This window comes from Aeromicrobium sp. UBA7512, from assembly GCF_002476985.1.
Classification (GTDB): domain Bacteria; phylum Actinomycetota; class Actinomycetes; order Propionibacteriales; family Nocardioidaceae; genus Aeromicrobium; species Aeromicrobium phoceense.
In genome coordinates this window covers 686,411-699,215 of record NZ_DLNK01000003.1, presented here as the reverse complement: position 1 = coordinate 699,215, position 12,805 = coordinate 686,411, and the positions used below count along the sequence as shown (strand labels likewise).

General features: G+C 69.9%; 9 protein-coding genes. 4 read left to right on the top strand and 5 right to left on the bottom strand.

Annotation, left to right across the window (positions count from 1 at the left end):
• The first annotated feature begins 40 nt into the window (after positions 1-40).
• On the top strand, positions 41-874 hold the full coding sequence (locus B2363_RS05310; protein WP_181755665.1) for an undecaprenyl-diphosphate phosphatase: 834 nt from the start codon (positions 41-43) through the stop codon (positions 872-874).
• Positions 875-1,004: 130 nt separating this feature from the next.
• On the opposite strand, the gene corA is transcribed toward B2363_RS05310, so the two are convergent.
• Positions 1,005-1,946 (bottom strand): magnesium/cobalt transporter CorA, encoded by a 942-nt coding sequence (gene corA, locus B2363_RS05305; protein WP_286928933.1) that lies wholly within the window; start codon positions 1,944-1,946, stop codon positions 1,005-1,007.
• Between the two features lie 59 nt (positions 1,947-2,005).
• Between corA and mshC the strand changes: the two genes are divergently transcribed.
• Positions 2,006-3,229 carry a cysteine--1-D-myo-inosityl 2-amino-2-deoxy-alpha-D-glucopyranoside ligase gene (gene mshC, locus B2363_RS05300; protein ID WP_286928932.1) on the top strand — a complete coding sequence of 408 codons (1,224 nt, stop codon included), beginning with the start codon at positions 2,006-2,008 and terminating at the stop codon, positions 3,227-3,229.
• Positions 3,230-3,331: 102 nt separating this feature from the next.
• Here the strand turns inward: mshC and B2363_RS05295 are convergent, their stop codons facing one another.
• From B2363_RS05295 to B2363_RS05285, 3 genes are all read right to left on the bottom strand, one after another.
• A complete protein-coding gene (locus B2363_RS05295) occupies positions 3,332-4,180 on the bottom strand; it encodes a PAC2 family protein (protein ID WP_286928930.1) in 849 nt (282 codons plus the stop codon).
• A 9-nt stretch (positions 4,181-4,189) separates the two neighbouring features.
• A complete protein-coding gene (gene metH / locus B2363_RS05290) occupies positions 4,190-7,918 on the bottom strand; it encodes a methionine synthase (protein WP_286928929.1) in 3,729 nt (1,242 codons plus the stop codon).
• Positions 7,919-8,080: 162 nt separating this feature from the next.
• The gene (locus B2363_RS05285; protein ID WP_286928927.1) at positions 8,081-9,532 is read right to left on the bottom strand and encodes an MDR family MFS transporter; all 1,452 of its coding nucleotides are present in this window, start codon (positions 9,530-9,532) and stop codon (positions 8,081-8,083) included.
• A 172-nt stretch (positions 9,533-9,704) separates the two neighbouring features.
• On the opposite strand from B2363_RS05285, the gene B2363_RS05280 reads away from it, so the two are divergent.
• A complete protein-coding gene (locus B2363_RS05280; RefSeq protein WP_286928925.1) occupies positions 9,705-10,673 on the top strand; it encodes a carboxypeptidase-like regulatory domain-containing protein in 969 nt (322 codons plus the stop codon).
• Between the two features lie 50 nt (positions 10,674-10,723).
• Positions 10,724-11,557 (top strand): class I SAM-dependent methyltransferase, encoded by an 834-nt coding sequence (locus B2363_RS05275; protein WP_286928924.1) that lies wholly within the window; start codon positions 10,724-10,726, stop codon positions 11,555-11,557.
• On the opposite strand, the gene B2363_RS05270 is transcribed toward B2363_RS05275, so the two are convergent.
• Positions 11,537-12,694: an epoxide hydrolase family protein gene (locus B2363_RS05270; protein WP_286928923.1), complete on the bottom strand. Its 1,158-nt coding sequence runs from the start codon at positions 12,692-12,694 to the stop codon at positions 11,537-11,539. The two genes, B2363_RS05275 and B2363_RS05270, sit on opposite strands and share 21 nt — an antisense overlap.
• Between the last annotated feature and the right edge of the window lie 111 nt (positions 12,695-12,805).

Below are 12,805 nucleotides of genomic sequence, written 5' to 3'. Positions count from 1 at the left end.
ATTAGTCGGTGCCCTGAAGGTTCGTGTGTAGGCTCGCACGGTGGATCTGCTGCGCTCCGTGATCCTGGGCATCGTCCAGGGCCTGACCGAATTCCTTCCGATCTCGAGCAGTGCGCACCTGGCGATCGTGCCGCAGCTGCTCGGCTGGGAGGACCCCGGCGCCGCCTACACGGCGGTGGTCCAGATCGGCACCGAGCTGGCGGTGATCCTCTACTTCTGGCGCGACATCTGGACCATCGGGTCGGGGTGGGTGCGCGGCGTCTTCAGCGCGCAGGCCCGGCAGCAGCCCGAGTGGCGCATGGGCTGGTTCATCATCATCGGGTCGCTGCCGATCGTGATCCTCGGACTGCTGCTGGAGGACCTGATCGACCGCGAGTTCCGGAACCTGTGGTTCATCGGCAGCATGCTGATCATCCTCGGCCTCGTGCTCGGGCTGGCCGAGAGGATCGGGCGCAAGACCAAGCCCATCGGCGACCTCAGGACCCGCGACGCGATCCTGCTCGGCCTGGCGCAGGCCTGCGCGCTGGTGCCGGGCGTCTCCCGCTCCGGAGCGACCATCTCGATGGGCCTGTTCCTGGGTTACGAGCGCCAGGCGGCCACCCGCTACGCGTTCCTGCTGGCGATCCCCGCCGTCGTGGGCGCCGGCGTCTACAAGCTCAAGGACATCCCCGGCGGCGAGAACGCCTACGGCATCGGTCCCACGATCGTCGGCACGGTCGTCTCGTTCGTCGTGGGCCTCGCGGTCATCCACTGGCTGCTCCAGTACGTCAGCAACCACTCGTACAAGCCGTTCGTGATCTACCGCGTCGCGCTGGGGTCCCTCGTGCTGATCCTGCTGTGGGCCGGCGTCATCACCGCCACCGTCGCCGCCTGACGGACGGATCTTGTGGGGGTTCGGCCCATATAGGGGCCAGACCGCCACAAGATCGGGCCTCGGGCCGCTCAGCGACGAACGATGATGCATTTGGGTACCTCAGCGGGGCGCGATGCATCATCGTTCGTCCTCAGAGCCAGCCGGACTTCTTGAAGCGCCGGTAGACGTACAGGCAGGCGCCGCCCATGGCAGCGAGGCAGGCGGGGTAGCCGTAGGTCCAGGTCAGCTCTGGCATGTGCTCGAAGTTCATGCCGTAGATCCCGGCGACGGCGGTGGGGATGGCGAACAGCGTGGCGCCGGCGGTGAGCTTCCGCATGTCCTCGTTCTGCTGCACGCTGAGCTGCGCGAGGTGGGCGTTCAGCGCGTTCGACAGCAGGCTGTCGATCGAGTCGATCGCGTCGAGGGCGCGCTGGAGATGGTCGCCGATGTCGCGGAAGTAGGGGCGCAGGTCCTCGGGGTCGGCCACCTGGGCGAAGCGCAGGATCGGGTCGCGCAGGGGAGCCACCGCGTGACGGAACTCGAGGGTCTCGCGCTTGAGGCGGTAGATGCGCGCGGAGTCGCGGGTACGGTCGGCCGAGAAGACCGAGGACTCGACCTCCTCGACGTCGGTCACCAGCTCGGCGGCGACGTCCTCGTAGCGGTCCACGATCGCGTCCACCACGGCGTGCACGGCGGCGATCGGCCCCTGCCTGAGTCGGTCGGGGACCAACTCGGCCCGGCGACGCGCGACCGAGAGCTGGGGCCCGCCGTGGCGGACGGTCAGCACGTAGTGGTGCCCGAGGCAGATGTTGACCTCGCTGGTGGTGATGTCGTCGTCGCTGTACGACACGATCCGCAGCGACAGGAAGAGGTGGTCGCTGAAGCGGTCCACGCGGGGCCGCTGGTGCGGCGACAGCGTGTCCTCGATCGCGAGGGGGTGGAGCCCGAGGGCCCCGCCGAGGCGTTCCATCTCCTCGTGCGTGGGGTCGCTGACGCCGATCCAGAGGAAGTCCTGGCCCGACAGGTCGGCCAGCGTGTCGTCCAGGGTCTCGGGGTCGCGGTCGGTCTCCTCGCGCACTCCGTCGAGATACACCGCGCAATCCATGATCACCTGCTCATTGTGGACTTCACGGTCCCGATAGGCTCGACGACATGCAGAGTTGGTCCCGCCCGCCGATCCCTCGACTCTCCGACTCCGGGCTCGGATCGGGACCAGGGCTCCACGTCCACGACACCGCCCGCCGCGAGGTCGTCCCCTCCACGCCCGAGGGTGCCGCGCGGCTCTACGTCTGCGGCATCACGCCCTACGACGCCACGCACCTGGGTCACGCCAACACGTACCTGGCGTTCGACCTGCTGCAGCGGGTCTGGCTCGACCAGGGGCTCGACGTGCACTACACGCAGAACGTCACCGATGTGGACGACCCGCTGCTCGAGCGCGCCACCGCCACCGGCATCGACTGGGTCCAGCTCGCCGAGCGTGAGACGCAGCTCTTCCGCGAGGACATGACCGCGCTGCGCATCCTGCCGCCCGAGCACTACGTCGGCGCGGTCGAGTCGATCCCGCTCGTGGTCGACCTCGTGAAGCGGCTGGAGAAGACGGGCGCCGTCTACAAGGTCGACGACGACCTGTACTTCGAGGTGCGGTCCGCGGCCGGCTTCGGCACGGTCTCGGGCTTCGACACCGAGACGATGCTCCAGATCTTCCCCGAGCGCGGCGGCGACCCCGACCGGCCGAGCAAACGCGACCCGCTCGACTGCCTGCTGTGGCAGGCCGAGCGGCCCGGCGAGCCGGCGTGGGACACCGAGCTGGGCCGCGGCCGGCCGGGCTGGCACATCGAGTGCTCGGCGATCGCGCTGCACCACCTCGGCACGGCGTTCGACGTGCAGGGCGGGGGATCCGACCTGGTGTTCCCTCACCACGAGATGTCGGCCGCCGAGGCCGAGTCGGCCACTGGCGAGGCCTTCGCGCGCGCCTACGTCCACGCCGGCATGGTCGGCTACGAGGGCGAGAAGATGAGCAAGTCCAAGGGCAACCTGGTGCTCGTCTCGAAGCTGCGCGCCGAGGGTCGCGACCCGATGGCGATCCGCCTCGCGCTGCTGGCGCACCACTACCGCGAGGACTGGGAGTGGTTCGGCGACGCGATCGACGCGGCCGAGTCGCGACTGGCCACGTGGCGCGCCGCGGCCGACCGCTCGACCGGCCCGTCGGGCGCCGAGCTCGTGGAGCAGCTGCGGACCGCGCTGTCGAACGACCTGGACGCGCCTGCCGCGCTGGCCGCCGTCGACGCCTGGGCCTCGAACCGCGGGGACGACGTCGACGGCCCCCGGGTCATGCGTACCGCGGTGGACGCGCTGCTGGGCATCGCGCTCTGACGCAGCGACGGTCTCGATACGCCGGCTCGTTCCTCGCCGTGCTACTCGACCACCGGCGATCGAGTCGCCGACGCGCGTGTCGAGATCGGCTCCGCGAAGGGGTCAGGCGTCGTCGCTGCCGCGGCGGCGCAGGTAGCGCTCGAACTCGCGGGCGATCGCGTCGCCGGAGGCCTCGGGCGTGTCGCCGGCGTCGCGCTCGTTCTCCAGCGTGCGGACGTAGTCGAGCAGGTCCTCGTCCTGGTCCATGAGCTCGTCGGCGCCGCGCTGCCACGCCTCGGACATCTCACGCAGGACGCCCTGCGGCAGGCCGACGCCGATCGCGTCCTCGAGAGCGCCCAAGAGGCCGAGCGTGGCCTTGTAGCAGGGCGGCTCGGCCACGTAGTGCGGCACGGCGGCCCAGATGCCCGCGGTGGCCAGGCCCGCGCGCGCGGCCACGTCGCTCAGCACCGAGGTGATGCCGATCGGCCCGGTGTAGCGGGACTGGTCGAGCGACAGGCGCTCCATCAGCACGGGGTCGTTCGTCGAGCCCGTGACGGGCACCGGCCGGGTGTGGGGTGTGTCGGCCAGCAGCGCGCCGAGGGTGATCAGCTCCTGGACGCCGGCGGCCTGGGCCAGCTCGACCACCGAGGCGCAGAACGCCTGCCAGCGGTAGTTCGGCTCGACGGCGCGCAGCAGCAGCACGTCGCGGTCATGACCCGGAGGATGGGCCAGGTAGAGCGTGGGCGTGGGCCACACGATGTCGCGGCTTCCGTTCTCCGACGGAGCGATCACCGGGCGGACGGCCTGGAAGTCGTAGAACTCCTCGGGGTCGAGCTCGGCGAAGATCTCGGCGTCCCACTCCTCGAGCAGGTGGTCGACCGTGCTCGTGGCGGCGTCGGCCGCATCGTTCCAGCCCTCGAAGGCGGCCACCATCCACGGGTTCCTCAGGACGGGGATGTCGGCATCGGTCACGCCTTCAGCCTACTCATCCTCGGTTCGGTAGCCGAGGTTCGGCGACAGCCACCGCTCAGCCTCGGCGATGGTCCAGCCCTTGCGCTCGGCGTAGTCCTGCACCTGGTCGCGCCCGATGCGCCCCAGCACGAAGTACTGCGACTGCGGGTGCGAGAGGTACAGGCCGCTGACGGAGGCGCCCGGCCACATGGCCATGCTCTCGGTCAGCTCGATGCCCGTGCGGGCCTCCACGTCGAGCAGCGACCAGATGGTGCTCTTCTCCGTGTGCTCGGGGCAGGCGGGGTAGCCCGGCGCGGGCCGGATGCCGTCGTACTTCTCCTTGATGAGCTCGGTGTTGCTGAGCTTCTCGTCGGGGGAGTAGCCCCAGATCTCGGTGCGAACCCGCTCGTGCAGGCGCTCGGCGAACGCCTCGGCCAGCCGGTCGGCGAGGGCCTCGACCATGATCGCGGAGTAGTCGTCGAGGTCGGCCTTGAACTCCTTGACCTTCTCGGTACTGCCCAGGCCGGCGGTGACCGCGAAGGCGCCCACGTAGTCGGGCACACCGGCGTCGACCGGGGCGACGAAGTCGGCCAGCGAGCGGTGCGGCACGCCGGGACGGTGCTCGGTCTGCTGGCGCAGGTGGTGGAACCGCGTCAGCTCCGTGGTGCGCGACTCGTCGGTGTAGACGATCGTGCTGTCGCCGTCGCGCGCCGCGGGGAAGAGTCCGGCGACACCGCGGGCGGTGAGCCAGTCCTCGTCGATCATCCGGTCGAGCATCTCGTTGGCGTCCTCGTAGAGCTTGCGCGCTGCCTCGCCGTGGGTGGGCGAGTTGAGGATGTCGGGGAACGAGCCCTTCATCTCCCACGCGTTGAAGAACGGCTGCCAGTCGATGTACTCGCGCAGCTCCCCGAGCGGGTAGGGGCCGAACTCCTGGACACCCAGCTGGGCCGGGACCGGCGGCGTGTAGTCGGACCAGTCGAGCGGGGTCTGGCCCGCGCGGGCGGCGTCGAGCGGCAGGATCGTGCGGGCGTCGCCGCGCGAGGCGTGACGCTCGCGGAGCGCGTCGTAGTCGGTCTTGATGTCGGCCATCAGCTTCGGTCGCTGCTCGTCCGACAGCAGCGCGGCCACGACGGGCACGGAGCGCGACGCATCCTTCACCCACACGACCGGCCCGGGGTACTTGCGGTCGACCTTGACGGCCGTGTGGGCGCGCGACGTGGTGGCACCGCCGATGAGCAGCGGGATGTCGAACTCCTGGCGGGCCATCTCGGCGGCGAAGTTCTCCATCTCGTCCAGCGAGGGCGTGATGAGGCCGGACAGGCCGATGACGTCGGCGTTGTGCTCGCGCGCGGCGTCGAGGATCTTCTGCGCCGGCACCATGACGCCGAGGTCGATGACGTCGTAGTTGTTGCACTGCAGGACCACGCCGACGATGTTCTTGCCGATGTCGTGGACGTCGCCCTTGACGGTGGCCATGATCACGGTGCCGTTGCTGTTGCTGACGTCGTCGGGCGACTTCTCAGCCTCGATGTAGGGGATCAGGTAGGCGACGGCCTTCTTCATGACGCGCGCGGACTTCACGACTTGGGGCAGGAACATCTTGCCGGCGCCGAACAGGTCGCCGACCACGTTCATGCCGTCCATGAGCGGGCCCTCGATGACCTCGATCGGGCGGCCTCCGCGGTCGGAGATCAGCTGGCGCAGCTCCTCGGTGTCGGACTCGACGTGGGCGTCGATGCCCTTGACGAGGGCGTGCGTGATGCGCTCGCCGACGGGCAGGTCGCGCCACTCCTCGGTGGCGGCCTCGGCCTTCTCCCCGGTGCCGGCGTAGTCGGAGGCGATCTCCAGCAGTCGCTCGGCAGCGTCCTCGCGACGGTTGAGGATGACGTCCTCGATGCGGTTGCGCAGCTCGGTGGGCACGGTGTCGTAGGGCACCAGCGCGCCGGCGTTGACGATGCCCATGTCCATGCCGGCCTCGATGGCGTGGAACAGGAAGACCGCGTGGATCGCCTCACGCACCGCGTTGTTGCCGCGGAACGAGAACGACACGTTGGAGACGCCGCCCGAGATGAGGGCGCCCGGCAGGTTCTGCTTGATCCAGCGGGTGGCCTCGATGAAGTCCAGGCCGTACGCGGCGTGCTCCTCGATGCCGGTGGCGACCGCGAACACGTTCGGGTCGAAGATGATGTCCTCGGCCGGGAAGCCGACCTCCTCGGTCAGGATCCGGTACGCGCGCTGGCTGATCTCCTTGCGGCGCTCGAGGTTGTCGGCCTGGCCGTCCTCGTCGAAGCCCATCACCACGATCGCGGCGCCGTACTTGCGGCACAGGCGGGCGTGCGCGACGAAGGGCTCCTCGCCCTCCTTGAGGGAGATCGAGTTGACGATGCACTTGCCCTGGATGGCCTTCAGGCCGGTCTCGATGACCTCGAACTTCGACGAGTCGACCATGACCGGGACGCGGCTGATGTCGGGCTCGCCCGCGATCAGCTTGCAGAAGCGGTCCATCGCGGCGACGCCGTCGATCATGCCCTCGTCCATGTTGATGTCGATGACCTGCGCGCCGTTCTCGACCTGCTGCAGTGCCACCGCGAGGGCCGCGGGGTAGTCCTCGGCCTTGATGAGGTTGCGGAACTTCGCCGAGCCGGTGATGTTCGTGCGCTCGCCGACGTTGACGAACAGGGAGTCCTCGGTGACGGTGAGGGGCTCGAGGCCCGACAGGCGAAGCGCCGGGGCGATCTCGGGCAGCTCGCGCGGGGGCAGGCCGTCGACCGTGGCGGCGATCGAGCCGATGTGCGCGGGGGTGGTGCCGCAGCAGCCGCCGACCACGTTGAAGAAGCCGCTCTCGGCGAACTCGCGCAGGATCGCCGCGGTCTGGTCGGGCGACTCGTCGTACTCGCCGAACGCGTTGGGCAGGCCGGCGTTGGGGTAGCAGGAGATGTGACAGTCGGCGATGCGCGAGAGCTCGGCGATGTAGGGGCGCATCTCGTCGGCGCCGAGCGCGCAGTTCAAGCCCACGAGCAGCGGGTTCACGTGGCGGATCGAGTGCCAGAACGCCTCGACGGTCTGGCCCGACAGGGTGCGGCCGGACGCGTCGGTGATGGTGCCCGAGATGACGACGGGCCAGCGGCGACCGGTCTCCTCGAAGAGCGTCTCGACCGCGAAGATCGCGGCCTTCGCGTTGAGGGTGTCGAAGATCGTCTCGATCATGAGCAGGTCGGACCCGCCGTCGACCAGGCCGCGCGCGGCCGTGAGGTAGGCGTCGACGAGCTCGTCCCACGTGACGTTGCGGGCGCCGGGGTCGTTGACGTCAGGGGAGATCGACGCGGTGCGCGTGGTGGGGCCCAGCGCGCCCGCCACGTAGCGCGGGTGGTCGGGCGTCCCGACGGCGTCCGCGGCGGCGCGCGCAAGTCGCGCCGAGGCGTAGTTCAGCTCGTATGCGAGGTCGACCATGTCGTAGTCGCGCAGGGAGATCGCGTTCGCGTTGAACGTGTTGGTCTCGATGATGTCCGCGCCGGCCTCGAGGTACTCGCGGTGGATGCTCTCGATGATGTCGGGCTGGGTCAGGGTGAGGAGGTCGTTGTTGCCCTGGACGTCGCACGACCACTGGGCGAAGCGATCACCGCGGTAGCCGGCCTCGTCGGGGCGGTCGCGCTGGATCGCGGTTCCCATCGCGCCGTCGAGCACGAGGATCCGTCGCGCCATCGCCTCGGTGAGGGCGTCGGTGGCGTCGGGGCGGAACTGCGGAACGAACTCGGTCATGGGTGGAAATCCTCAGCGGGGCATCGGCGATGGATGCTGGGAACCTTCAGCCGGCGGCGGGCTCGCCTGGGCCTCGGGAAGGTTCCGAACGATGACGTCCACTCTACGGTAGTTCCCTCCCGGTAACCGGGACCCGCCGCAGAGTGGAACGTGACGCCCGGCTCAGGCTGCCGGAGCCTCGGCTGCCGCGCCCGCCTTCGGGCCGCGGACGAACAGTGCGACCACGACGGCCAGCGCGGAGATCGCACCGCCGTAGAAGAGCGCGGCGTGGACGCCGGCGGCCGTCGCGTCGACCACCGACGCGCCGGCCTCCATCTCGGCGACGGACCGGCGGGTCATCACGGTGACGAAGAGTGCGGTGCCCGCGGCGCCGGCCACCTGCTGGAGGGTGGAGACGGTCGCGCTGCCGTGCGAGTACAGGTGGTGCGGCAGCGATCCGAGCGCCGAGGTCAGCAGCGGCGTGAACATGAGCGCCAGGCCGACGCTCATCAGCACGTGGACGGCGACGACCGTGCCCTGCGAGGTGCTCGTGTCGAACATCGCCATGGACCACAGGGCGACCGAGGTGACCGCCGCCCCGGGTGCCACGAGCGGCCGCGGGCCGTACCGGTCGAAGAGGCGACCGACGAACGGCGCGAGCAGGCCCATCGTCAGGCCGCCTGGCAGCAGGACGAGCCCGGTCTCCAGCGTGCTCAGCCCGAGCACCGACTGCAGGTAGATCGGCAGCAGGATGAGGGTGCCGAAGAGCGCCATCATGCTGACCGCGACCAGACCGGCCGCGATCGTGAAGGTGCGGTGCGCGAACGTGCGCAGGTCGAGCAGCGCCCGCTCGCGCAGTGAGAGCTGACGCGTCACGAAGAAGACCAGGGCGACGGCACCGACGAGGATCGGGACCCACGGCTGGACCGGGACCTCGCCCGCGGCGGCCTCGCCGATGCTGCTCAGGCCGTAGATCAGTCCGCCGAACGCCAGCGCGGACAGGACGACCGAGAGGGCGTCGATCGGCACGTCGACCGGCTCGGTGACGTTGCGCACCCACGCTGCGCCCAGGCCGAGGGCGAGGAGCGCGATCGGGAGCACGAGCCAGAACATCCAGCGCCAGTCGAGCTGGTCCAGCACGATGCCCGAGATCGTGGGGCCGACGGCAGGCGCCACCGAGATGACGATGGAGACCGTGCCCATCATCCGGCCGCGGCGGTCTGCCGGGACCAGGTTGAGGATCGTCGTGATCAGCAGCGGCATCATCAGCGCCGTGCCGACCGCCTGGATCGAGCGTGCCGCGACCAGGACCCCGAAGGTGGGCGCCAGGGCCGCGAGCAGGGTGCCGGCGGTGAAGGAGATCATCGCCGCCATGAAGATCCGGCGGAGCGGGTAGCGCGTCAGCAGGAAGCCCGTGATCGGGATGACCACGGCCATGGTCAGCAGGAACGCCGTCGTGAGCCACTGAGCCGTCGCGGCAGGCACGTCGAACTCCCGCATCAGCTCGGGCAGGGCGACGCTCATGATCGTCTCGTTGAGGATGACGACGAACGCCGAGCCGACGAGCAGGGCGATGAGGCGCCCGGCGCGATCGGTGCTCGGAGCCGGGGGTGCCTGGGTGGCGGTGGTGGTCACGAAACTCCTGGGTGAAGACGTCTGCGGGTGGTCGACCGAGCGCGGGCGACAGCGACGTGCAACGCCCGGTGAGCGCCGGTTCTTCCCCACAAGCCACAGCCGTGACATCTCTCACACGCCCGCCTAGGCTCGGGACCGAGAGCACGAGAGTCGGGCTCGGGGGGATGGTTCCATGCGTTGGATGGCGTCGGCCGTTGCGGCCTCGATGACGGTGGCGTTGGTGGGAGCAGGGGTTCAGCCTGCCGTGGCGGAGGCTCCGGACTCCGTCGTGACCGGGCGGATCGTGGATGACCTCGGCGGCCCGGTGAAGGGGATGAAGGTCAGGTTGGACCCGGACGGCTCCGCCCCTCCGATCGACCTCGTCACCTCGGCGACCGGCGAGTTCCGCACCGATGCCGCCGTTCCCGGCCAGTACACCCTGGCGGCGGAGGAGTCGTTCGACTATTGGGACCTCACACCGGTGAAGTACACCTGGCTCGGACCGGTCGCGGTGACGGTGCAGGCCGGATCCACGTCGTTGGGCACGTTCACGGTGGCGCGCGGGGGAACGCTTCGCGCGACGGTCATGACGCCCACCGGACACCGGCTGCCGGAGTACCTCGTCTACGCCGACGGTGCCGCGGGGCCGCTGTCGGGGAATCGCGACGCGTTCACCGACAAGCGCGGCATCCTCACATTGCGCGGGCTGCCGGTCGGGTCGGTGCCGCTGGCCGGCACGAAGGACTGGTCGCCCCGTCTCCCGACCGTGAAGTTCCCGCCGGTCAGGATCTCCGAGCCGGGACAGGTCGTCCGGGGCGTCAAGCTGGTCACGAAGGTGCACTGGTCGACGTTCCTGCGCGACCGTGGCTACGTGAAGGACGGCGTGCCGCTGGCCGGTCCCGGCGAGGCGCGATTCGGTGTGCGGATCGGCAACACGTACGGCAAGGATGCGGAGTTCGACCTCTGGCGCGACAAGCCGCTGCGGCTCTCGCTCTACCGCGACGGCAAGCGCATCAAGAACCTCTACGTGAAGGTCGGAAAGTCCAAGATCTACACGCTCGGCCAGCAGCCCAAGGGCGAGCACACGTACAAGTGGATCTGGGGCGGCGACGCCGACACCTTCCGGATCGCGTCGAAGCCGCTGAAGATCACGGTGCGCTAGGACGCCTTTCGCCTCTGGAACGTGCGCCGGGACGGGCGTACGTTGCAGACATGGACGATGCGGAGGCGGAGCGGGACGCGCAGTTCCGCGGCGGCATTCCGGAGGTCTACCAGCAGCTCCTCGTGCCGATGATCTTCGAGGAGCCGGCCGAGAGTCTCGCTCGCGTGGTCGCGGACCTCGCGCCGGGGGAGGTCCTCGAGACCGCGGCCGGCACCGGGGCGCTCACCGCCGCTCTGCTGCGGAGGTGCCCTGGCGCGAGGATCACGGCCACGGACCTCAACCAGCCGATGCTGGACGCCGCCGCCGCGGCGGTCACGGACACGGCGGTGACGTGGCAGCAGGCCGACGCGCTGAACCTGCCCTTCGATGACCACGCCTTCGACGTGGTCGCGTGCCAGTTCGGCGCCATGTTCTTCCCCGACCGTGTCCGCGGATACCGGGAGGCGGCGCGTGTCCTGAGGCCGGGAGGATCGTTCGTCTTCATCGTCTGGGACCGGATCGAGACCAGCGAGGTGCCGTGGGTCATCCACGCCGCGCTCGTCACCGCGACGCCGGACCACCCCGTGGACTTCCTGAGCCGGACGCCGCACGGCTACTTCCACATCCCGCGCATCCGGGACGACCTCGAGGAGGCGGGCATGCCGGGCGCCACCATCCGGGCCGTGGAAGGAACGAGCCGCACGACCCCGGCGGAGGCCGCGCGGGCGTTCTGCCAGGGCACTCCGCTGAGGGTGGCGATCGAGCACCACGAGTCCCTGAAGGTCGAGGATGCGACGGCGATCGCCGAGGACGCGCTGACGCGGCACTTCGGGCCCGGACCGATCGAGGCGCCGATCCGCTGGATCGAAGTGGTCGCCCGGCCCTCAGCTGCTGCGCAGCACTGACGAGCGGAGCGGACGGAAGAAGTCACGGAGGTCGCGGACGAGGCCTTCGGGCTGTTCGAGGGCGAGAAAGTGCCCGCCGCGCTCGGGCCCTCGCCACAGCCGGATGTCGGTGTAGGTCCTGGCGGCGAACTCGCGAGGATAGGTGGCGTCCTCCGGTGTGAGGATGAGTCCCGCGGGGACGGTGACCGGAGGAAGCTGCGGTGTCGCGTCGTCGTCGCGATAGGGCAGGAACGAGGTGCCGATCGTGTTGGTGACCCAGTACAGGGTGGCGATGCTCATCAGCGTGCCGCGGTCGATCGACGATTCCAGGTCCCCGTCGCAGTCGCTCCATTCGCGGTACTTCTCGATCAGCCAGCCGGCGAGGCCGGCGGGGGAGTCGGAGAGTCCCGCCGCGAGCGAGTTCGGCCGGGTGGCCTGGATCGCCGCGTAGCCGTCGTCGTGACCACCGAGGTCGCTGCTGCGCTGCTCGAGATATCGCTGCTCGGCCGAGGAGAGTGGCCGCGCCGGATCGAGCTGGGGGTGGAGGTTGGGGTGGTGGGTGAACACGCCGAGCACGCGCTCGCGATGGTGCGCTCCGAGGAAGTTCGTCACGTGGGAGCCGATGTCGCCGCCGTACGCGCCGAAGGACCGGTACCCCAGCTGTTCCACGACCTCGACCCAGAGGTCCGCGATGCGTGACGGCTCGGTCGGCCCGTGTGGCAGCTGCTCGGAGAATCCGAATCCGGGAAGCGACGGGATGATCACGTCGAAGGCGTCCGCGGCATCACCGCCGTGGCCTGCCGGATCGGTCAACGGGCCGATCAGCGGGAGGAACTCGAAGAAGGAGCTCGGCCAGCCGTGCGTCAGGACGAGCGGAATCGGCGCAGCAGTCCCTCGCGCGGGCACGTGCAGCACGTGGACGTCGGTGCCCGACGCCCGCACGATCCTCTGGGGGAACCGGTTCACCGCTCGTTCGGTGAGCCGCCAGTCGAAGTCGTGCGTCCAGGAGGAGACGAACTCCGCGAGATACGCCGGGTCGGTGCCCGCCTCCCAGCCGGCACCGGCGCGCCGTGGGAGCCGGGTCCGCTCGAGTCGCTCGCGCAGGTCGGTGAGCGTCGCCGCAGGGACCTCGATCGTGAACTCGCGCACGTTCGTCATCCCGCCGACGCTACTGCCGGTTCCGCGGGAGGGCGAGAGTGCGGCACGCTTGCCCGGGCGAGGGCGGAACCGAACCGGACGGGATACTGGTCCGGTGGACTCCCAGGCCCG